General features: G+C 72.4%; 20 protein-coding genes and 1 riboswitch. Of the genes, 12 read left to right on the plus strand and 8 right to left on the minus strand.

Going from position 1 to position 20,420, the window contains the following annotated elements:
- Nucleotides 1-6: 6 nt before the first annotated feature.
- A complete protein-coding gene (locus tag EDF51_RS11380; protein ID WP_131845726.1) occupies nt 7-396 on the plus strand; it encodes a DUF5997 family protein in 390 nt (129 codons plus the stop codon).
- 38 nt (nt 397-434) lie between these two features.
- Entirely contained in the window at nt 435-941 is a 507-nt protein-coding gene (locus EDF51_RS11385) for a hypothetical protein (protein ID WP_123292060.1), read from the plus strand.
- A gap of 20 nt (nt 942-961) precedes the next feature.
- Here EDF51_RS11385 and EDF51_RS11390 read toward each other — a convergent pair whose 3' ends face one another.
- Entirely contained in the window at nt 962-1,402 is a 441-nt protein-coding gene (locus EDF51_RS11390; RefSeq protein ID WP_131845725.1) for a phage holin family protein, read from the minus strand.
- Nucleotides 1,403-1,599: 197 nt separating this feature from the next.
- A complete protein-coding gene (locus tag EDF51_RS11395; protein WP_123292062.1) occupies nt 1,600-3,075 on the minus strand; it encodes an MFS transporter in 1,476 nt (491 codons plus the stop codon).
- A gap of 112 nt (nt 3,076-3,187) precedes the next feature.
- On the opposite strand from EDF51_RS11395, the gene EDF51_RS20435 reads away from it, so the two are divergent.
- Both EDF51_RS20435 and EDF51_RS11405 read left to right on the plus strand, forming a co-directional pair.
- Nucleotides 3,188-3,754, plus strand: coding sequence for a TetR/AcrR family transcriptional regulator (locus tag EDF51_RS20435; protein ID WP_123338818.1), 567 nt, complete (start codon nt 3,188-3,190; stop codon nt 3,752-3,754).
- A 9-nt stretch (nt 3,755-3,763) separates the two neighbouring features.
- Nucleotides 3,764-4,291: an Lrp/AsnC family transcriptional regulator gene (locus EDF51_RS11405; protein ID WP_123292064.1), complete on the plus strand. Its 528-nt coding sequence runs from the start codon at nt 3,764-3,766 to the stop codon at nt 4,289-4,291.
- 40 nt (nt 4,292-4,331) lie between these two features.
- Here the strand turns inward: EDF51_RS11405 and EDF51_RS11410 are convergent, their stop codons facing one another.
- Nucleotides 4,332-4,763 (minus strand): GNAT family N-acetyltransferase, encoded by a 432-nt coding sequence (locus tag EDF51_RS11410; protein ID WP_134194961.1) that lies wholly within the window; start codon nt 4,761-4,763, stop codon nt 4,332-4,334.
- 111 nt (nt 4,764-4,874) lie between these two features.
- Here EDF51_RS11410 and EDF51_RS11415 point away from each other — a divergent pair, with 111 nt between their 5' ends.
- The 6 genes from EDF51_RS11415 (at nt 4,875) to ribH (ending at nt 12,761) form a co-directional block, all read left to right on the plus strand.
- Entirely contained in the window at nt 4,875-6,182 is a 1,308-nt protein-coding gene (locus EDF51_RS11415) for a hypothetical protein (protein ID WP_131845724.1), read from the plus strand.
- An 88-nt stretch (nt 6,183-6,270) separates the two neighbouring features.
- Nucleotides 6,271-8,022: a hypothetical protein gene (locus EDF51_RS11420; RefSeq protein ID WP_134194963.1), complete on the plus strand. Its 1,752-nt coding sequence runs from the start codon at nt 6,271-6,273 to the stop codon at nt 8,020-8,022.
- A gap of 91 nt (nt 8,023-8,113) precedes the next feature.
- The gene (locus EDF51_RS11425; protein WP_134194965.1) at nt 8,114-10,507 is read left to right on the plus strand and encodes a DUF2156 domain-containing protein; all 2,394 of its coding nucleotides are present in this window, start codon (nt 8,114-8,116) and stop codon (nt 10,505-10,507) included.
- A gap of 165 nt (nt 10,508-10,672) precedes the next feature.
- Nucleotides 10,673-10,807: riboswitch (FMN riboswitch) on the plus strand.
- A 90-nt stretch (nt 10,808-10,897) separates the two neighbouring features.
- Nucleotides 10,898-11,605, plus strand: coding sequence for a riboflavin synthase (locus EDF51_RS11430; RefSeq protein WP_131879339.1), 708 nt, complete (start codon nt 10,898-10,900; stop codon nt 11,603-11,605).
- Nucleotides 11,605-12,285 (plus strand): 3,4-dihydroxy-2-butanone-4-phosphate synthase, encoded by a 681-nt coding sequence (gene ribB, locus EDF51_RS11435; protein ID WP_123292069.1) that lies wholly within the window; start codon nt 11,605-11,607, stop codon nt 12,283-12,285. The genes EDF51_RS11430 and ribB overlap by 1 nt, the downstream gene beginning before the upstream one ends.
- Nucleotides 12,282-12,761, plus strand: coding sequence for a 6,7-dimethyl-8-ribityllumazine synthase (gene ribH, locus EDF51_RS11440; protein WP_123292070.1), 480 nt, complete (start codon nt 12,282-12,284; stop codon nt 12,759-12,761). Before ribB ends, ribH begins: the two co-directional genes overlap by 4 nt.
- A gap of 82 nt (nt 12,762-12,843) precedes the next feature.
- Here the strand turns inward: ribH and EDF51_RS19900 are convergent, their stop codons facing one another.
- The 5 genes from EDF51_RS19900 to EDF51_RS11460 all read right to left on the minus strand — a co-directional run bounded on the left by EDF51_RS19900 (nt 12,844) and on the right by EDF51_RS11460 (nt 16,977).
- Nucleotides 12,844-13,014 carry a hypothetical protein gene (locus EDF51_RS19900; protein ID WP_159574085.1) on the minus strand — a complete coding sequence of 57 codons (171 nt, stop codon included), beginning with the start codon at nt 13,012-13,014 and terminating at the stop codon, nt 12,844-12,846.
- A gap of 66 nt (nt 13,015-13,080) precedes the next feature.
- The gene (locus EDF51_RS11445; protein ID WP_123292071.1) at nt 13,081-13,629 is read right to left on the minus strand and encodes a TetR/AcrR family transcriptional regulator; all 549 of its coding nucleotides are present in this window, start codon (nt 13,627-13,629) and stop codon (nt 13,081-13,083) included.
- Between the two features lie 95 nt (nt 13,630-13,724).
- Nucleotides 13,725-14,639 (minus strand): carbohydrate ABC transporter permease, encoded by a 915-nt coding sequence (locus EDF51_RS11450; RefSeq protein ID WP_123292072.1) that lies wholly within the window; start codon nt 14,637-14,639, stop codon nt 13,725-13,727.
- Entirely contained in the window at nt 14,636-15,670 is a 1,035-nt protein-coding gene (locus tag EDF51_RS11455) for a sugar ABC transporter permease (protein ID WP_132100037.1), read from the minus strand. The genes EDF51_RS11450 and EDF51_RS11455 overlap by 4 nt, the downstream gene beginning before the upstream one ends.
- Nucleotides 15,667-16,977: an extracellular solute-binding protein gene (locus EDF51_RS11460; protein WP_243692434.1), complete on the minus strand. Its 1,311-nt coding sequence runs from the start codon at nt 16,975-16,977 to the stop codon at nt 15,667-15,669. The genes EDF51_RS11455 and EDF51_RS11460 overlap by 4 nt, the downstream gene beginning before the upstream one ends.
- Before the next feature lie 202 nt (nt 16,978-17,179).
- Here EDF51_RS11460 and EDF51_RS11465 point away from each other — a divergent pair, with 202 nt between their 5' ends.
- Nucleotides 17,180-19,216: an aldo/keto reductase gene (locus EDF51_RS11465; protein WP_123292074.1), complete on the plus strand. Its 2,037-nt coding sequence runs from the start codon at nt 17,180-17,182 to the stop codon at nt 19,214-19,216.
- Nucleotides 19,195-20,226, plus strand: a complete 1,032-nt coding sequence (locus EDF51_RS11470; RefSeq protein ID WP_123672380.1) for a LacI family DNA-binding transcriptional regulator — start codon at nt 19,195-19,197, stop codon at nt 20,224-20,226. Before EDF51_RS11465 ends, EDF51_RS11470 begins: the two co-directional genes overlap by 22 nt.
- The last annotated feature ends 194 nt before the right edge of the window (nt 20,227-20,420 follow it).

Below are 20,420 nucleotides of genomic sequence, written 5' to 3' on the forward strand. Positions count from 1 at the left end.
GGGGGCATGGCGCAGGAACAGACCATGAAGCCCGAAACGGCTGCGAAGAAGCTCGGCATCTTGCTGGCGGCCGCTCCGGAGTCCTTCCAGGGCGCTCCCGTCACACGGACCGCCTTCGACGAGCTCCGGACCGTACCCCCGACGTGGCTCGAGGACCTCCGACGCGACGGCCCGCACCCGCGACCCGTCGTGGCGCAGAAGCTCGGGATCTCGATCTCGGGGCTGACCCGTGCGGGGATCGACGACGCGCTCACCACGGCGGAGATCAAGACGCTGCTCGAGCAGAAGCCCGAGTGGCTCGTCCGTGAGCGCGAGACGCAGGCCGCCGTGCACGTCGAGAACGCCCGTGTGAAGCAGGAGCGCGCCGCCAAGGCCGCTGCCCGCGCCGAGGACTGACCCGCCCGGCACCGCGCCGCCGCAGCTGAGGACCCGCCGTGCACGAGACCGTCGCCGACGCCATGCTCGTCGTGCCGCAGTTCGCGTCGGTGTGCTGCATCGTCGGTGACCGCTACCGACCGCGCCCCGGCGTGATCGTGCCGGCCGCGGTGATGCTCGTCGCGATGCTCATGCCTGTGGTGCACGCGGGTGCGGTGTGGACGCTCTTCGCGGCGACGCTCCTGCTGTTGCTCGCACCGCTGCCGGTGATGCGCCGACGCCGTGCCGACGGCCGCCGCGCCGAGCCGATGGACGTGCACCGCGCGCTGTCGGCGGTCGTGATGGCCGGCATGCTCCTGATGGGCCACGCGACCGGCGTCGCCGACGGGCACGCGGGACACGGCATCGCGTTGTCCGCGGTGCTCGGTGCCGGCGTGATCGGCTACTGCGCGTTCAGCGGGTGGCTCCTGCGGTACGAGTGGGCGCAGGAGGACCGCCGGGCCGTGCGCAGCGGCGAGGTCTTCGCGATGACGGTCGCCGTCGTCGGCATGACCCTCGCGATGTAGCGCTCGAGCGCTGTCGGGGCTCAGTCGGTCGTGGGCGACGCGTCGCCCGTGTGCGTGACACGGTCCTTCGCTGCGCGGAGGGTGTCCTTCGGCACCGGCGGCACGCCCCGTCGGATGCCTCGGAGTCCGACGACGAACAGGATCGCGGTTACGACGGCGAACACGATGAACGTGATCCCCGTCGCGGCCCAGATCGGCAGTGCCAGGGCCAGGAGCGCCACCACGAGGCCGGCCAGCAGCACGAGTGTGGTCAGTGCGAAGGCCACCGCGGCGCCGGTGAGCACCAGCCCGGTCTTCGCGCCGTTCGCCCGTTCGCTGATCTCCCGCCGAGCCGAGGCCACCTCGTCACGGACGGCGCGCAGCACGGGTTCCAGCGCCTTCTGCACCAGGCCGGCGGTGACCGTGTCGCGGAAGGACGGCTTGCTGCTGGTCGTGGTGTCGTCGTGGTCCGTGGTGCTCATGGGTCTCCTGTCCGGGGCGCGGTGATCGCGTCCACCTGCTGTGACGCGTCCGGTCCGATGATCGTCACGTCGGCGGCGGCGTGCTCGGTCGCTTCCCAGCTTGCGGAGCCGCCGGTGGCGGTGGGCGCGACCGCCGGGAGGCCCGCCCCGCGTCGACGACGCAGGACGGGCCTCCCGGGGTGGTCGGGCCGAGAGCCCTACTCGGCGATCTCCTCGAGGTCGTCGATGCCACGGGCCGCCGCCGCTGCGCGGCGCGCGCGCATCGACGGGGCCGCGAGCGCGGCGAGCACGGCGAGGACCGCCACGCCGGTGCACGCCCAGAACCCGATGGTGAAGGCGTCGTCCGTCGGCAGACCCTGCGGGGTGCTGTGCGAGGTGATGAGCGCCGCGATGACCGCGGTGCCGACGCTCGAGCCGATCGTACGGACGACGGTGTTGGCGCTGATGGCCTCGCCGGTCTGGTTCGCGGGGACGCTCTCGATGATGGCGTTCGAGCACGCGGCGAGGGCCAGGCCGATGCCGATGCCGGTCAGGACGCCGGAGACGACGACCTGCCAGAGCTCACCGTGCGCGATCGCGGGCAGCAGGAACGCCGCGACGATGGCGATCCCGCCGAGCAGCATGGGCGGCTTCGGACCGACCTTGCGGACGAGGATGCCGGCGATCGGCCCGGCGACGATCATCATCAGGACGGTCGGCAGCAGGAAGAGACCGGCCTGGGTGACGTCCTTGCCGAAGCCGTAGCCGAGTGCGCTCGGCAGCTGCAGCAGGGTCGGCACGAGCACGAAGGTGCCGAACATCGCGAAGCCGAAGACGAGCGCGACGACGTGGGCCGTCCAGACGCCGCGGACGGCGAACAGGCGGACGTCGATGAGCGGTTCGGCGACGCGGAGCTCGACCAGGACGAACGCGACCAGTGCCACGGCGCCGAGGACCAGCAGGCCGATGGTCTTGCCGTCACCCCAGCCCCAGGTCTCGCCCTCGCTGACGGCCAGCAGGATCGACACGAGCGAGACGGCGAGGACGAACGTGCCGACCATGTCGAGGCGGCCGGGCTTGCGGACCGGCGACTCCGGCATGCCGAAGATCGCGCCGAGCAGGGCGATGACGACGAGCACGGCGGGCAGCCAGAACAGCCAGTGCCACGACAGGTGCTCGACGATCGGTCCGGCGGCGACGATGCCGACGCCGGCGCCGATGCCGAAGATCGCGGAGAGAAGACCGATCGTGACGCTCACCTTCTCCTTCGGCAGCTCGTCGCGGACGATGCCGATCGACAGCGGCATCACCGCGCCGGCGGCGCCCTGCAGCGCACGGCCGACGATGAGGACGCCGAGGTTCGGTGCCAGCGCGGCCAGCACGGCGCCGACGAGCAGGATCGACAGCACGACGATCAGGACCTTGCGCTTGCCGATCATGTCGCCGAGGCGACCGAGGATCGGCGTGAGCACCGACGCGGAGAGCAGGTAGGCGGTGAGCACCCAGCTCGTCGCGCTCGTCGAGGCGCCGAGGTCCTGTCCGATGGTCGACAGCGCGGGGGCGACGAGCGACTGCAGGACCGCGAACGACAGACCGCCGAGGGACAGGTAGACGATGATCGCCGTGCTGTTCGGCCGGTGTCCGGCGGTGGTGGGGTGCGAGCCCGTGCGGGGGCTCTGCATGGTGTCGGTCATCGTGCTCCGTGTCTCGGGTGATGTAAACAATTGCTGACTTGACGAGGGTACGCAGTTCTCACGCGATGTCAACACTTGCTTACATCCCGGGTCGGGCCGGTACGCTTCGACCATGAGCAAGGACGCCGCCGCCACCCGACTGCTGCTCGTGCGGGCGGCGCGGCACCGGTTCGCGTTCGACGGGTACAAGGCGACGACGGTGCGCGACATCGCCGCCGACGCCGGGGTCAACGTCGCGCTGATCAACCGCTACTTCGGTTCGAAGGAGGGGCTGTTCCGTGCCTGCCTCGACCGGGTGGTGCAGGACCTCGGGGTCGAGCAGCCCGTCGAGCGCGGCCTCGAGCGCGCGCTGGCCGGCCTGGTGTCACACGTGGTCCGCGCGCCGACCGACGACGACTCCCTCCAGCTCATGCTGCTGCTCCGGTCCTCCGGCGACGACGGTGCCGACGCCATCCGCCGCGAGACCCTCCGCCGGTACGCGGAACGGCTCGCCACGGCCGTCGGCGGCGAGGTCACCGAGGAACTGCTCGTCCGGGCCGAGATCGCGCTGTCGGTGGTGCTCGGGATGACGATGCTCCGGCGGTCCACCGCGGTGGAGCCGCTCGCGTCGGCCGACGACGACGTCGTGGCCGGGGCACTCGACGACGCGCTCCGCGCCCTGCTCGCACCGTCGCGGTAGCGTCGAGCCGTGTCCGACCGACCAGCCCGCCGTCCCGACCCCGCCCCGCGCCTCGACGAGGTCGACGAGCGCATCCTCTGGACCCTGGCCGGCGACGCCCGGATCCCGAACAACCGGCTCGCCGCCGCGGTGGGCATCGCGCCGTCGACGTGCCTGACCCGGGTCCGGGCCCTCGAGGACGCCGGGGTGATCCGCGGCTACCGGGCCGAGGTCGACATCGCGCGCCTCGGCTTCTCGATCGAGGCGATGGTCTCCGTCCGGGTCCACGCTGCGGCCCGCCACGAACTCCGGGACTTCGCGAAGCGACTGCTCCGGGTGCCCGTCGTGCAGGACGTCTCGTTCCTGGCCGGCGACAAGGACTTCCTCGTGCACATCGCGTGCGAGTCGACCGAGCAGCTGCGGGACTTCGTCGCCGACGAGCTCAGCGGCGACCCGTCGGTGGCGACGACCCAGACGAACATCGTGTTCGAGCGGCTCGTCGCCGACCGGTCCACGCAGGGCCGCTCGTTCGACGAGCTCCGCCGCTGGCGCGCCTGACGAGCCCGCCCACGCAGACGCGCCTGACGCGCCGGTCCGGTCAGCGCTGCCGGGTCATCGGGACGTGCGGGATCCGGTCCTCGAGGTACTCGTCCCCGGAGCGCACGAACCCGAAGCGGGCGTACCACTGCTCGAGGTGCGACTGGGCGCCGAGGGCGATGCTCGCGGAGCGGGACTCGGCGATCGCGGCCTCGATCAGCTGCCCCGACAGGCCTTGCCCGCGGGCGTGCGCCGCCGTGACGACCCGGCCGATGCGCTCGCTGCCGTCGGGTTCGCGCAGGAGGCGGAGCGTGGCGTCCACCGAGCCCTGGCCCGCCCAGAACTGCACGGTGCCGGGCTCGAGGTCACGCCCGTCGATGTCGCCGTACGCGGCCCCCTGTTCGACGACGAAGACGTCCTGTCGCAGGCGGAGGATCTCGTGCAGCGTGACGATGTCCAGGTTGCGGGTCGGTGCGGAGAAGATCGAGACCACGGACGGCCTTTCCTGAGAATTTCTTCCAGAACGGGGTGCGTTCCGGAACGGACCGGCGTACATTGCCGGTCAACCACTCTACGTGCGCAGCCGAGTTCAGGAGGTGAGCGCATGGACACGACGTCGCGCGCACCCTGGCTCGCGGTGCTCCGGATCGCCCTGCTGGGCGTCGGGACCCTCGCTGCCCTCGTGCTGCTGTCCCTGGCGTTCGGGGCCCGTCCGGCTTCGGCTGCCGAGGCCGCGGCCACTCCGCCCGCCCAGACGCAGCAGCGCGGGCTCGTCAGCGGTGTGGTCGACGGGCTCGGCGAGACCGTGCACGACGTGTCCGGCAGTGTCGGACAGGTCGTCGGCGGCGTCGTGGACCCCGTCCGCGCGGCGGTTGCGCCAGCTCCGAAGCCGGCACCAGCACCGGCACCGGCACCCCCGAAGTCGGCCCCGGCACCCCCGGCAGCGCCCACGCCTGCGCCAGCTCCCGTCGCCCCCGCCCCAGCAGCTCCGGCTCCCGCAGCTCAGACCCCCGCCGCTCCGGCGACCGCGCCCGCGGTGCCGGCCACGACCGCCCCTGCGGCCGAGCCGGCCACGCACCCGGTGCAGGGCGTCGTCGAGCACGTGGGCACCGCCTCCCGGCCCGTCACCGACACCGTCGCGACGGCGCTGCGCCCCGTCACCGGGACCGTGCAGACGGTCACCGACGCGCGACCCGTGACCACGGTCGTCGACACGCTCGACCACGTGGTCGGCAGCGTCCCGGTGGTCGGCCCCGTCGTCGGTGACGACACCCTCGGCACGGTCACCGCTCCGGTCACCGGCCTGGTCGACGACACCCTCGGCGGTGTCGGCACGATCGTCGGACAGGTCCCCGACGTCGTCGCGGGCGTGGTCCCGTCGGTCGGTGGCGTCCTGCCAGGAGGCTCGGATCCCGTCATCGACGTCCCCGCACCTCCGGTCGTCGTCGGCACCACCCCGTCCGGCGTGCCCGGCTCGGCTGTCCCGTCCGCGCGACCGCCGCTGGCGGCCGCCCCGGCGAGGACCCCGTCCGTGCCCACGGTCGCGTCGACGGGCGCGGACGGAGCGTCCGTTCCTGACGCCGGACGCCGGTCGGGCGTGACCACGCCGTCCACCTTCGTGACCGGACCGCTCGCCGGCCCCGTCGCTGGTGCCGTGCAGGACGCGACGCTGGGCGGCACCGCCCTGCTCGTCCCCGAGCCGGGCGACGGCCACGGAGCGCCGTCCGACCGCCAGGGCGGCGCGGGCGTCCTCGGGGGCAGTGCCACCTCGACTCCCGGCGGCGTCGCAGCCGTCGGCATCGTCGGCTCGACCGACGACATCGTCTCCCTCGCCGCGGGGTCTCGCGGCACGCTCTCCGACGACGCGGTCCCCGCATCGGTCGTCGGCGAGCACGACGTCGCCCCTGACTGAGATCGGTGCGCCTGTCCGGCACGGCAGGCACGCACACACACCGACCGCGAACGCGGTCGGCCAACGATCTCGATCAGGGAGTACGACCATGAACAACTACGTCTCGAGAGGGCTCTGGTTCGCCCTCTTCGTCGGCGGCCTCACGCTCGGAGGGGCGGCAGCGGCGAACGCTGCCACGACCTCCGGAGCGGACGGCGCCGTGTCCGGAACCCAGGTGGTTCCGTCGGTGGACGCTCCGGTGTCCCTCACCGGCAACGCCCTCGGGGTGCTCGGCGACGCGGTGTCGTCGGTGACCTCGCCCGCCGCGGCGCCCGCGGCTCCTGCAGCTCCAGCCGCCGCTCCTGCACCGGCCCCAGCTCCCGCGCCGACGACCTCGGGCGCCGACGGCACGGCCTCCGGCACCCAGGTGGCGCCGGCTGTGACCGCCCCGGTCTCCGTCGGTGGCAACGCCGTCGCCGTCGGTGGCGACGCGGTGTCGGCCCCGGCTGCTGCTCCGGCTGCGCCTGCTCCGGCTGCGCCTGCTCCGGTTCCGGCTGCCGCCGCTGCTCCGACCACCTCCGGTTCGGACGGCACCGGCTCGGGGACCCAGGTCGCCGGCGATGTGACCGTCCCCGTCACGGTCGGTGGCAACGCGGTCGCCGTCGGCGGTGATGCGGTGTCGACCACGACGCCGGCCACACCGGCAGCATCCACCCCGGCAGCACCGGCCGAGCCCGCTGCTCCGGCACCGGTCACCTCGGGTGCGGACGGCACAGCCTCGGGGACCCAGGTCGCCCCGGTCGTGTCGGTCCCGGTGACGGTGTCCGGCAACGGCATCGGGGTGCTCGGGGACGGCACCGCTGCGGGATCCGGCCCGGCGGCGACGCCGGCACCGGCCGCTCCGGCCACGACCACGCCGAGCACGTCCGGCGACGACGGGCTGCTCTCCGGCACCCAGGTCGGCGGACTGGTCGACGTCCCGGTCACGATCGGCGGCAACGGCATCGGGCTGCTCGGTGACGGCACCTCGGCGGGCACGACGCCCGCTGCGGGCACCGGCACCGGCACGACCGCCGGTCCGGCTCCGGCTGCCGGTGGCACGACGGACGGGGCGGACGGCACCGCCTCGGGCACCCAGGTGGCCCCGGTGGTCGCGGTCCCGATCACCATCGGCGGGAACGGCATCGGCGTCGTCGGCGACGGCACCAGCACCGTCGGGGCGACCCCGGCGGGCACCACCCCGAGCAGCACGACCCCGTCCGCCGGAGGGTCGACCTCCGGTGACGGTGGCCTGCTCTCCGGCACCCAGGTGGTTCCGGTGATCAGCCTGCCGATCACCATCGGTGGGAACGGCATCGGCGTCGTCGGTGACGGCACCGCCACCACCCCGGCCACCGGCACGACGCCCGGCGACGGCACGGACCCGGGCACCGACCCCGGCACGGACCCGGGTACGGACCCGGGCACGACCCCGGGCGACGGCACGGACCCGGGCACGACCCCGGGCGACGGCACGGACCCGGGCACGACCCCCGGTGACGGGACGGACGCCGGCGACGGCACCGTGCCCGGAACCGTGACCACCCCGGCCGGTGCCACCGGCGCGGACGGGCCGACCCGGGCCTCCACAGCGGGTGTGGTGACCACCACGGCCGCCGCGACCAGCGGGATCTCGGCCGTCACTCGGACGGTGGCCGACACGGTGAGTGCCGCCGGTGACGGCGCGACCGCGCTCGCCTACACGGGAGCGACCTCGCCGGTCGTCCCCGTCGGGTTCGCGCTCCTGCTGCTGCTCGCCGGGGCGGGCACGCTCGTGCTCCGTCGCCGGCACTCGGCGGTCGACACCGACGGGACGCGCTGACAGCAGGTGACCGAGGGGCGTCGCACCGCCGGCGCCCCTCGTCACCGTGCCCGGAGTTGTCCGAACGGCCGGCCGGCACCACCATGAGGGGGTGCGCTCCGCCCTCGTCCGGCATCCGGTGACGGCCGCCATCACGTTCCTCGTGGTCGCGACCGCGGTCTTCGGCATCGTCGTCCGGGTGCTGCACGGTGCCGACCCGGCCTCGTACGGGCCCTTCCGGATCTTCGCGGCGTCCACCGGCGCGGTCGCGTTGCTCACCACGATCGCCGGCGTCGTCGTCCTCGTCGGTGCCGCCGAGCGGCTGATGGGGTCGTGGCGGACCGCCCTGGCGTTCGTCGTCACCACGGTCGTCGGCACCGCGGCCGGCGCGCTCACCGCGTTCGTCGACACGGACGGCCGCGACCTCACCGGCCTGCTGCTCGGGCGGGCGACGGCCTTCGACCCCTGGACCGCGATCGTCGGGACGATCGTCACCGCGAGCGCGTTCGCCGGACCGCTCTGGCGACGACGCATCCGGGTGAACGCGCTCGCCGTCGTGGCCGCGCTCCTGCTCTACGCCGGACACGCCTCCGACCTGTACGCGGTGCTCGCCGCCGCCGCGGGGTGGGTGCTCGGTGAGCTGCTCCGCCGCACCCCGGAGCGCGGCGGATGGGTGCGCAGCTCGCACCGCGAGACCCGGGTCCTGCTCGGGACGGTCGTGCTGGTGTCGGCGATCGGCCCCGTGGTGGCGCTCGTCTCCCGCGCACGGATCGGATTGCTCGCGCCGATCGCCGCGGTGCTCGGCACCGGGCCGGTCACCCCCGTGAGCGGCTGCGGCACCGACGGGGCCGCTGGGCAGTGCCTCCGCGCGCTGCTCGCGTACCGGGCGACGGACCCGTGGACGCTGCTGCTCGCCATCGCGCCGCTGCTCGTCCTCGTGGTGGGCGGCCTCGGGCTCTTCCGGGGCAGCCGGTTCGCCGTCTGGCTCGTGGTGGCGGTCGACGTGGTGACGGCGGTCGCGGCCGCGGTGACCTACGGGGTGCTGCCGGCGCGGGCCGGTGGGCTGCAGGGCACCGCCGACGAGTTCGTCACGGCGCTGTCGGTCGGTGCGTCGATCGTGGTGCCCCTCGCGACCGCGGCCGTCCTCGTGCTCCGGCGCCGGTCGTTCACCGTGCTGCCCTCACGGCGGCGTGTGGTCGCCTTCGCGGTGACCGTCGTCGCGGCGGTCGCCGTCGTGGTCGGCACCGTCGCGGTGTTCGCGGCGTCGGCCCCGGAGCACGTCGAGGACCCGCTCCGGCTCGCCGTCGCCGCCCTCGGCCCCCTCTCGCCGCTGACCTTCTGGGAGCAACTGCCCTCACTCGGCACGGCGCTGCGCATCGTGATCGGACTCGCCGGCCCCGTGCTCTGGTTCGTCGTCGCGCTCGCCGCGGTCCGGCCCACCGGCGCAGTGGAACCCGACACCGACGCGGACGGCTCCCGGTCCGACCGCGAACGGGCCCGGGCGCTGGTGCTCGCGGGCGGCGGCGACACCTTCGGGTGGATGACGACCTGGCGCGGCAACGCCTACTGGTTCGCGGCCGACGGGCGCGCCGGGGTGGCGTTCCGGCGCAACGGTGGGGTGGCCGTCACCGTGGGTGGCCCGTTCGGCTACCCGGATGCCCGCGCCGCCGCGATGACGGACTTCGCCCGGTACTGCGACGACAACGGGTGGACGACGGTCTTCTACGGCATCGACGCCGGGACGGCCGAGCTGCTCACGACGCAGGGGTGGTCGACGTTGCCGGTCGCCGAGGACGCCGACCTCGACCCCCGCACGTGGACGACGACGGGCAAGCGCAAGCAGGACGTCCGCACCGCCGTGAACCGGGCCCGCCGCGAGGGCATCACCGCCACCTGGTCGTCCTGGCAGGACCTGCCGCCGTCGACGGCACGGCAGATCGAGGCGATCTCGGAGGAGTGGGTCTCCGAGCGCGAGCTCCCCGAGATGGGCTTCACGCTCGGCGGGGTGGACGAGATGCGCGACCCCGCCGTCCGGACGCTCGTCGCGCAGGACGCCACCGGGCGGGTGCTCGCCGTGACGAGCTGGTTGCCGAGCCACCGCGAGGGGCGGGTCGTCGGCTGGACCCTCGACGTCATGCGCCGGACCGAGGCCGCGCCGAACGGCGTGATGGAGTTCCTCGTCGCGAGCGCCGCCGAACGGATGCGCGACGACGGCGTCGAACGACTCAGCCTGTCGGCGGCACCGCTCGCGCAGGCGGGCGAGAACGCTGCACCGACCGACGGCGTGCAGAGCCTGCTCGAGCTCGTCGGGGGAGTCCTCGAACCGGTCTACGGCTTCCGGTCGCTGCTCCGGTTCAAGCAGAAGTTCGGCCCCGACTTGCACCCGCTCGTCCTCGCCTACCCCGACCCGGTCGCGCTGCCGTCGATCGGCCTCGCGGTCGTCCGGGCGTACCTGCCGGACCTGTCCCTGCGGCAGGCGGTCGCGCTCGCGCGCGGACGCGGCTGAGGCGGCACGGTCGACGGGCCGGTGCGGTGGACGCGACCGGGCGGCGGACGGGAGGCGCGGTGCGGGCCCGCCCCGGGCTCCCGGTCGTGCGCCGCGTCGCCCCGTTACGTGCCCCGCTCCGGCCCGACGCGTCGGTCACCGGTCTGGGGTATCGTTCCGACTACGCAAGCGCTCCGGGGTCGGTGCAATTCCGAACCGGTGGTGACAGTCCACGAACTGATGACGGGTGCGAACCCAGCAGAGGTTGACTCGGTGAAACTCCGGGACCGACGGTGAGAGTCCGGATGGGAGGCGCGCTGGCGGACGAGACGACCCATCCTGCGTGGGACGACCCGTCCGTCGATGCCGACGATCGTCGAACACCCCCGGAGTCCCGTTGAGAGGACACCAGTGTTCACCGGCATCATCGAGGAACTCGGCACCGTCACCGCCGTCGAGCAGCACGGCGACTCCGTCGCGCTCACCGTCCGCGGGCCGATCGTGGTCGCGGACGCCAGCCACGGCGACTCCATCGCCACCAGCGGCGTCTGCCTCACCGTGGTCGAGCAGACCCCCGACTCCTTCACCGCGTTCGTCATGAAGCAGACGCTCGACATGAGCGCGCACGGAGCGTTGCGGGTGGGCGACCGCCTGAACCTCGAGCGCGCGGCGTCGGTCGGCGACCGGCTCGGCGGCCACATCGTGCAGGGCCACATCGACGGCACCGCCACCGTGCTCGAGACCGCGGACGGCGACGGCTGGCGGCGGGTGCGGTTCTCGCTCGCGCCGGCGCTCAGCCCGCTCGTCGTCGACAAGGGGTCGATCGCGCTCGACGGCGTCTCGCTCACCGTCAGCGCCGTCTCGCCCGAGGACACCGCGCCGGACGCCGCCTGGTTCGAGGTCAGCCTGATCCCGGAGACGCTCGAGGCCACGACCCTCGGCCTGCGCGTGCCGGGGGACCGGGTGAACGTGGAGACCGATGTGCTCGCGCGGCACGTGCGCCGGATGCTGCGGCTCGACGCCGCGGTCGGTTCGCTCGAGCCCGCGGGCTCGCTCGAGCCCGCGGGCTCGTCCGAGCCCGTCGGCTCGTTCGAGCCCGTCGGATCGGAGGCCCGGTGATGGTCGCCTCGGTCCCGCAGACGCTCGGCTCGTCGAGCATCGAACTCGCGATCGCGTCGGTCGCGGCCGGCCGCCCGGTGATCGTCGTCGACGACGAGGACCGCGAGAACGAGGGCGACGTCATCCTGTCCGCCGAGCTCGCGACGCCGGAGTGGATCGCCTGGACCGTGGCGCACTCGTCGGGGTTCATCTGCGCGCCCGTCAGCGTCGAGATCGCCGACGCCCTCGACCTGCCGCCGATGGTCCAGCACAACGAGGACGTCCGCGGCACCGCGTACACCGTCACCGTCGACGCAGCCGTCGGGGTCACCACGGGCATCAGCGCCCACGACCGAGCGCGCACGCTGCGGGTCCTCGCCGACCCGACCTCCGTGCGCGACGACCTGCACCGCCCCGGCCACGTCGTCCCCCTGCGGGCACGACCGGGCGGGGTCCGCGAACGTGCGGGACACACCGAAGCCGCGATCGAGCTCGTCACCGCAGCCGGGCTCCGGCCTGCCGCGGCGATCTGCGAGATCGTCGACGAGGACGGCAGCATGATGCGGCTGCCGGCGCTCGTCGCACTCGGGGCGCGCGAGGGCGTACCCGTCATCACCATCGCCGCGCTCGTCGAGTGGCTGGACGCGGCAGACCGGACAACGGCAGCAGCTGCCCTGTCCACGGAAGGAACAGCACGATGAGCGGAGCAGGCGCGGCGGACCGCGACCACGTCGACGGCACCGGGATCCGGGTGGCCATCGTCGCCGGGCAGTGGCACGACACGATCGCGGCGGGCCTCCTCGCCGGGGCGCAGCGCGAGGTCGAACGGCTCGGCGCCACCGCGTCGGTGTTCCCGGTCCCGGGGAGCTTCGAGCTGCCCGTCGTCGCGAAGACCGCCCTCGAGGCCGGGTTCGACGCCGCGGTCGCGCTCGGCGTGATCATCCGGGGCGGCACCCCGCACTTCGAGTACGTGTCCGACGCCGCCACGAGTGGGCTCACCCGCGTGGCGATCGACACCGGCAAGCCCGTCGGGTTCGGCGTGCTGACCCTGGACGACGAGCAGCAGGGCATCGACCGGGCCGGGCTGCCCGGCTCGAAGGAGGACAAGGGCGCCGAGGCCGTGCACGCCGCCGTCGCGACCGCGGTGACGCTGCGCTCGCTGCGCGTGCTCGCCTAGCGCGGCTGGTTCACACGGCGCCCGCACTCGGAACGGCCCCGCACCTCGAGAGGTGCGGGGCCGTTCTGCGTCGGCGGAGTGGTTACCGCTTGCCGAACACGTGGATCGGCAGGAAGAAGGAGAGGGTCATCAGGATGAGGCCACCCATGAAGATGAACGCCTGGCCTGAGTCGACCTGGAACGCGAACCCGAACAGGTACATCGACACCAGCAGCAGCAGGATCGAGAAAACAGCGGCGATGACGCGGCCCACGGGATACCTCCGGGTGTCGACGAGTGGAACGTCGCCAAGTCTATCCCCAGGAACGGGGATGGTCGTTCACGCGCCGGGCTTCGTCGCGATCAGACGGTCCACGACGGCGAGGAGCGCCTCCATGTCGACGGTGCTGCGCTTCGGTCGACCGTCGCTCGCGGCACCGAGGGAGGCCTGGTGGTACAGGCCGTCGCCGAGGAGCTTGACCGCCTGGGCGGTGGGCTCGTCGTGGAGGGCGTCGACGAGGGTCACGAGCCACGCGTTCTCGGTGTCGTCGAGGGTCCGGCCCGCTTCTTCGTAGCCGGCCTGCTGCAGGCGGCTCGCGGCGAGGAGCGCGAGGTCGAGCTCGCTGCCGACGAACAGGCAGTTTCGGACGAAGTAGCGGGCGGCACCGTCCTCGGCCTCGGCCATGCGCTCGACGTCGATCGCGGACAGGTCGGAGAGACGCTCGCACAGCCCCTCGACCAGGGCCGCCTTGGAGCCGAAGTGGTACAGCAGCCCGCCCTTGGAGACACCGGCGCGGGCGGCGACGGCGTCGAGCGTCGCGGGACGTTCGCCGTCTTCGCACACGATGGCGACGAAGCTGTCGAGGACGCGGTCGCGGGCACTGGCCATGGGCACGAGTCTAGGAGGAGTTGTGCACGAGCAGGTGCAGGCGTCGCGGGCCGTCCCGCGACGCCTGCACCCTGCCGGTCGGGGCACTCGGCCCGTCAGCCCTTCAGCGCTCCGGCGGCGATGTTGGCGATGAAGTGGCGCGAGCCGATGATGAACACGCCGATGAGCGGGAACACGCTGATCACGGCGCCGGCCATCACCGCCCCGAGGTCGGTCGCGTTCACCGAGCTCAGTCCGGCCAGGGCCACCTGCAGGGTCTGTCCCTTCGGGTCGATGAGGACGATGAGCGGCCAGACGTAGTCGTTCCAGGCGGTGATGAAGGTGAAGATGCCGAGGAACGCGAGCCCGCCGCGGAGCATCGGGACCGCCACCGACCACCAGGTGCGGAAGAAACCCGCTCCGTCCACCCGGGCCGAGTCGATGACCTCGTTCGGGATCGACGAGGTGGCGAACTGCCGGAGCAGGAAGATGCCGAACGCGTTCGCCGCCCCCGGGATGATGAGCGCCTGCAGACCACCGATCCACCCGAGGTTCGCCATGAGCACGAAGCTCGGCACCAGCGACAGGCTGCCGGGCACCAGGAACGTGGCGAGCATGACGGTGAAGAGCGTGCGCTTGAACGGGAACTCGTACTTCGCGAACGCGAACGCAGCGAGCGAGTCGAACAGCATGACCAGGACGGCGGTGCTGCCGGCCACGAGCACGGTGTTCAGGAGTGCCCGCAGCATGTCCACGTTGCTGAAGACGGACGCCACGTTCGCGAGGGCGTTGTCCCCGAACCAGAGCGACGGCGGGTAGCCGAAGATCTCGGCGTTCGTCGACGTCGACATCACGAGGAGCCACCAGAACGGGAAGATCGACAGCAGCACCCCGATGATCAGGCAGAGGTGCGTGACGGCGGTCCCGAGCCAGCCGCGGCGGAACCCGCGGCCGCGGTCGTTCCCTGCGGCCCCCGGTCGGCCGAGTGCCGCGGCGGTGTTGGTCGTCGTCGTGGTCGGTGTCGCGGTCATGCGTCGACCCCCTTCGTGCTGGTGCGGACCGTGCGGGCCACGCGGAGTCGTCGTGGGGTCTTCAGGCCGTCGCGTTCACTGAGCAGACGCCAGTTGATGATCGCGAACACCACGGAGAACAGGAACAGCACCCAGGCGATCGCCGAGCCGTACCCGAAGTCGAACTGGTTGAACGCCTGCTCGTACTGGTAGAGCACGATCGTCATGCCGGCCTCGTCGGGGCCGCCCACCGCTTGTCCGTTGAACAGGATCTGCGGCTCCGTGAAGAGCCCGAGCCCACCGATCGTCGACGTGATGAGGGTGAACAGGATCACCGGGCGCAGCAGCGGCACGGTGATGCGCGAGAAGATCTGCCACGCGTTCGCGCCGTCCACCTTGGCGGCGTCGTACAACTCGGTCGAGATGGACTGCAGTCCGGCCAGGTAGATGATCGCGTTGTAGCCCGTCCAGCGCCAGATCACCATCACCGAGATGGTGACCTTGATGCCCCAGTACGACGACAGCCACCCGACCGGGTCCGCGCCGAGTGCGCGCAGTGCCGCGTTCACCAGGCCGAAGCCGTCGGAGAACACCGAGCCGAACACGATCGCCATCGCGACCATGCTCGTGACGTTCGGCACGAAGAACGCGACGCGGTAGAAGCCCTTCGCCCGGATGTTGCCGTGCAGCAGGAACGCGAGCACGAGCGCGAGGAACAGCATCGGGATCGTCGACATGACCCAGATGAGGAACGTGTTGCCGACGGCGTTCCAGAACCGCGGGTCGCCGAGCAGGTACTGGTACTGGGCCAGACCGACGAACGCGGGGGAGCCGACCCCGTCCCAGTCGGTGAACGACAGCACGATCGAGAACACGATCGGGAACAGCCCGAACACCAGGAAGAGCACGTAGAACGGCGCGATCGCGACGTACTGCGGCCAGAACCGGCGGAACCCGTACCGTTTGCCGGTCGCTGCGGTGGTGATGGAGGACGTCGGGGTCCCGACGACCGCGGGGATGCTCGTGGTCGGTGGTGCCTGCTTGGTGCTCATGCGCGGACCCCCCGCTTGTCGAGGACCCGGTTGGTCTGGTCGACGGCGTCCTGCCAGGCGCGGTCCGGGTCCTTGCCCCCGGCTTCGACGTTCGTGATCTCGGTCGCGAACGCACCGATGAACCGTTCGGAGTTGGAGATGTACGTCACCGGGACGTCCATCGCCGAGGCGTTGAAGAACGCCAGCGGGTCCTGGTCGCCGAAGTAGTCGCCGGGCTTCCGCATGATCCCGTTATCGAACGACGCCGGGGTGGAGGGGAACAGCTGGATGTCGTTGTACGTGTGCGACTGCACCTCGGGCGAGGTGATCCACTGCGCGAACGCGGCGGCCGCGGCCGGGTCCTTCGAGGTCTTCGGGACGGCGAGGAACGACCCGCCGCTGTTGCCCGGGCGATCCGGTTGCCGGGCGACCCGCCACGTACCGGCGGCGTCGGGAGCAGTGTCGTGGATGACCTGCGTCCACCACGCTCCCTCGATCTGTCCTGCGACCCGGCCGGACACCCACCCGGCGTTCTGGTCAGTGCCGGACTGCAGGTTGCCGGTGAGGCCGGAACGGACGCAGGCGACGGCGTTCTCCCACGCCTGCCGCACCGAGCTGTCGTCCTGCTCGAAGACCGGCTGGTCGTCGCGGTCGAAGTACCGCGTGGGGCTGGCGTAGATGTACTGGTTGAAGAGCTGGTTTGCGGTGATGACCGTCGCGGCGTCCGCACCCTTCCGGATCTTCGCGCCGAAGGAGCGGAACCCGTCCCACGTCGCGATCGCGTCGGAGACCTCGTCCGGGTCGGTCGGCAGCCCGGCCTTCGCCAGGACGTCCTGCCGGTAGAAGAGGCCGGTCGGTCCGGTGTCGACGGGCCAGAAGCACTGCCGGCCGCTCGGCGTCCGGCCGAGCGCGCTCTTCCAGTCGTAGTACTCGTCCCGCTTCGCCGCGCCGCCGTGGTCGTCGAAGTCGGTGAACAGGTCTTCGTCGGGGAAGTACAGCCAGCAGTTCGAGTTGACCATGAGGACGTCGGGGATGAACGCGTTCCCGGCGAGTGCCGTCCGGAACTTGGTGTCGTACGAGGCGCCGCCGATCAGGTCGGGGCGGAGCCGCTTGGACCCCTGCCCGGCGATCCCCCCGGCGGCCTGCCGCAGGAACTTCGGGTCGAGCGACCGGTTCCAGTACCAGAGGACGAGTTCGTCAGGGTCCTTGGAGATGGCGGTGCTCGTGGAGCACCCGGCCAACAAGGCGGTGGTGGCGAGGGCTCCGAGGGCACCTGCGCCGGCGAGGAACCCCCGCCTGCTGAGACTGATCGATGGAGATGACGTCACGAAACTACCTGCTCTCGTCGTTGAGATCGGGTTGGAAACAGCGATACCGGGTCCCCGGAGCGTTCGACCGTGAACGCTCACGAAGTGGTCCAGAGCATCCTCTGTGAGACACGCCGTGTCAAGCACTTCCGCATTGATCCGCCGGGCGTGTGGCACTAGCGTCGTCGTGACCGTGAAGGTTCACGAGACGACAAGGATCCGCATGTCAGCGCAGACCGCGAACACCGCCAGCACCCCGACTCCGACGGTCGCCGACCGCCCCGGCTGGGCCGTCCTCGGCCCCGGGGGCATCGCCCGCCGCTTCCTCTCCCAGCTGCCCGCGAGCGGTGGTGCCCTGGTGGCCGCCGGCAGCTCGTCCACCGAGCGGGCGCAGACCTTCGCCGACGAAGCCGCGCAGCTCGGGTTCGCCGACGTCTCCGCTGCGACCTACGACGAGGTCCTCGCCGACCCGCGCGTCGACGCCGTCTACGTCTCGACCGTGCACACCGGGCACGCGCGGCTCGTCCTCGCCGCGCTCGAGGCCGGCAAGGCCGTCCTGTGCGAGAAGCCCCTCGCCCCGAACCACGGCACCGCCATGGCGCTCGCCGACGCCGCACGGCAGGCCGGTCTGCCGCTGGTCGAGGCGTTCATGTACCGCTTCCACCCGCAGACCGCCGCACTGCTCGACCTCGTGCGGGACGGCGTGATCGGCGAGGTCACGCACATCGACGCCTCGTTCGCGTTCCGGACCGGTGAGCGGACCGGCCGACTGTTCGACGTCGACACGGCCGGCGGCGGGATCCTCGACGTCGGCGGGTACCCGGTGACGATGGCTGCCGCGATCGTGCAGGCCGCGACCGGGGTCGCCGTCGCCGAGCCGACGGAGCTCACCGCCACCGGCACCCTCGGGCCGACCGGTGTCGACGAGTGGACCGTCGCGCAGCTGACCTACCGCGGCGGCATCACGGCGTCCGTCCGCACCGGGGTTTTCGTGCAGGACGACAACGCGGTCGCGGTGTACGGCACGCGCGGTCGCCTCCTGCTCGCCGACCCGTGGACCCTCGGCGCCGACCCGACGATCGAGGTGCACACCGTCGACGAGGATCCGCGCACGCTGTCCTTCGCCGGCGAGCACCCCTACGCACGTGAGGCCGACGCCACCACCGACGCCCTGCGTGCCGGTGCGGTCGAGGCAGCACAGATGACGATCGACGAGTCGCTCGCGACCGCCCGCACCCTCGACAAGTGGCGCGCCGCGATCGGCCTGCGCTACCCGTTCGAGGCTGAGTCCGCCGACATCCCCACCGTGAGCGGTCGGCCGCTCCGGGTGCAGGACGGCAACCCCATGCAGTACGGCGAGATCCCGGGTGTCGGCAAGCGGCTGTCGCGCCTGGTGATGGGCGTCGACAACCAGCCCGACCTCGCCCACGCCAGCGCGATCTTCGACCTGTTCGTCGAGCAGGGCGGCAACGTCTTCGACACCGGCTACATCTACGGCGGCGGTGTGCTCGAGGGTCGGCTCGGCAAGTGGATCCAGAACCGCGGCATCCGCGAGGACGTTGTCGTCATCACGAAGGGTGCGCACACGCCGTTCTGCGACCCGGAGTCCCTGACGAAGCAGCTGCTCGAGAGCCTCGAGCGCCAGGGCACCGACTACGCGGACATCTACATGATGCACCGCGACAACCCGGACATCCCGGTGGGGGAGTTCGTCGACGTCCTCGACGAGCACCGCCGCGCTGGCCGCATCCGCGTGTACGGCGGGTCGAACTGGACGCCGGCACGCTTCGACGAGGCCAACGCCTACGCACGGGCGAACGGGAAGCACGAGTTCGAGGTCCTCAGCAACCACTTCGGCCTGGCCGAGGCCTACGACGTGCCGTGGGACGGCTGCGAGCACGCGACCGACGCCGCGTCGAAGGCGTGGCTCGAGGAGCGTCAGGTCCCGCTGCTGCCGTGGTCGTCGCAGGCCCGCGGCTTCTTCACCGGCCGTGCGACGCCGGAGGACACCAGCGATGCCGAGCTCGTCCGCTGCTACTACAGCGACGAGAACTTCGAGCGGCTCCGTCGCGCGCGGGAGCTCGGCGACCGGTTCGGCGTCCCCGCCACGGCGATCGCCCTGGCGTACGTGCTCAACCAGCCGTTCCCGACGTTCCCGCTCTTCGGACCGCGTACGATCGCGGAAGCCCGATCGTCCATGACGGGCCTCTCCGTCGACCTCACCCCGGAACAGGTGGCATGGCTGGACCTCCGCGACTGACCCAGTCGCCACCGGACGGCCCGCACTCCGGCGGCCGCGCGACGATCATCGACGTCGCCGCGGCCGCCGGGGTGTCCCGGCAGACCGTCACCCGCGCGATGAACGGCATGTCCGGCATCAGCGCGACCACGAAGGAACGGGTGCTCGCCGTCGCAGCGTCGCTCGACTACCGGCCGTCGCGGTTCGGCCGCGGGCTGGTGACCGGCGGCGACCACCAGCTCGGGCTCGTCGTGAACGACCTGCGGAACCCGTACACGCCCCAGCTCGCGTCCGCCGTGTTCCGGCTCGCCGCCGAGCAGGGGTGGAACGTCATGCTCGCCGACGTCGACCTGGCGAGCGACGCCGACCGGATGGTCCAGGCGCTCGGTGCGCAGACCGACGTGGTCATCGGTTACCTCGGCTCGCGCCGGCACCGGTGGAGCGAGCTCCTCGGCAACGTGCCGATGGTCGAGCTCGACCCGTCCTCCGACCCGCCCACGGCAGCGGTGTGGATCGACCCCGCCGACGCGATCGAGGCCCTTGCCGACCACCTGGTGGCGACCGGGGTGCGGCACCCCGTCGTGCTCGACAACTCGTCGCCGGACCACACGAGCGCGCGCGGCCTGCTCATGCTGGACGCGCTGCGCCGCCGCGGCTACCTGCCGGAGCTCGTGCACGCGCCGCACGGCACCGCCGAGTGCGGTGCCGACGAGACGGTGCGGATCCTGGCTCGGAAGCGCCGACTCGACGCGATCCTGGCCTTCAACGACGTGATGGCGCTCGGCGTGCTGCAGGCCTGCCGCCGCGCGGGCGTCGACGTCCCCGGTGAGGTCCGGGTCGTCGGCGTCGACGGCCTGCCGCTCGGCGCTCTGGTGTCGCCGATGCTGACGACCCTGGCGGTCGACCTCGACGCCGTCGCGCGCGAGGCCCTCACGCTCGCGCTCGGCATGCTCGCCGGTGAGCTGCCACGGCACGGCGCCGCAGTGCAGCGCACCGTGCGCCACAGCCTGCTGGTCCGCGACTCCGCCTGACGACGGCCGGCCCGCACGCCCCGCCCGCCCGCCCAGCCCCGCCCCGCCGGCCCAGCCTGCCCCCGAGGTTCCGAAATCTCGGCATGTCGGCGCTCAGGCCGCCCGACATCGGAACCCGGGCGGAGACCACGCGGCGTGTTGTGGAACCCCGGCACCGGAACCCCGGCACCGGAACCCCGGCACCGGAACCCCGG

Origin of the sequence: Curtobacterium sp. PhB25 (assembly GCF_004365375.1) — a bacterium.
Lineage (GTDB): Bacteria > Actinomycetota > Actinomycetes > Actinomycetales > Microbacteriaceae > Curtobacterium.

Excerpts from the sequence above, each read along its gene's own strand:
- EDF51_RS11465 (WP_123292074.1), top strand. The coding sequence starts at position 17,180 with ATGTCAGCGCAGACCGCGAACACCGCCAGCACCCCGACTCCGACGGTC.
- EDF51_RS11445 (WP_123292071.1), bottom strand. The coding sequence starts at position 13,629 with ATGGCCAGTGCCCGCGACCGCGTCCTCGACAGCTTCGTCGCCATCGTG.
- EDF51_RS11415 (WP_131845724.1), top strand. The coding sequence starts at position 4,875 with ATGGACACGACGTCGCGCGCACCCTGGCTCGCGGTGCTCCGGATCGCC.
- EDF51_RS11450 (WP_123292072.1), bottom strand. The coding sequence starts at position 14,639 with ATGACCGCGACACCGACCACGACGACGACCAACACCGCCGCGGCACTC.
- EDF51_RS11380 (WP_131845726.1), top strand. The coding sequence starts at position 7 with ATGGCGCAGGAACAGACCATGAAGCCCGAAACGGCTGCGAAGAAGCTC.
- EDF51_RS11455 (WP_132100037.1), bottom strand. The coding sequence starts at position 15,670 with ATGAGCACCAAGCAGGCACCACCGACCACGAGCATCCCCGCGGTCGTC.
- EDF51_RS11470 (WP_123672380.1), top strand. The coding sequence starts at position 19,195 with ATGGCTGGACCTCCGCGACTGACCCAGTCGCCACCGGACGGCCCGCAC.
- ribH (WP_123292070.1), top strand. The coding sequence starts at position 12,282 with ATGAGCGGAGCAGGCGCGGCGGACCGCGACCACGTCGACGGCACCGGG.
- EDF51_RS11390 (WP_131845725.1), bottom strand. The coding sequence starts at position 1,402 with ATGAGCACCACGGACCACGACGACACCACGACCAGCAGCAAGCCGTCC.
- EDF51_RS11420 (WP_134194963.1), top strand. The coding sequence starts at position 6,271 with ATGAACAACTACGTCTCGAGAGGGCTCTGGTTCGCCCTCTTCGTCGGC.
- EDF51_RS11395 (WP_123292062.1), bottom strand. The coding sequence starts at position 3,075 with ATGACCGACACCATGCAGAGCCCCCGCACGGGCTCGCACCCCACCACC.
- EDF51_RS20435 (WP_123338818.1), top strand. The coding sequence starts at position 3,188 with ATGAGCAAGGACGCCGCCGCCACCCGACTGCTGCTCGTGCGGGCGGCG.
- ribB (WP_123292069.1), top strand. The coding sequence starts at position 11,605 with ATGGTCGCCTCGGTCCCGCAGACGCTCGGCTCGTCGAGCATCGAACTC.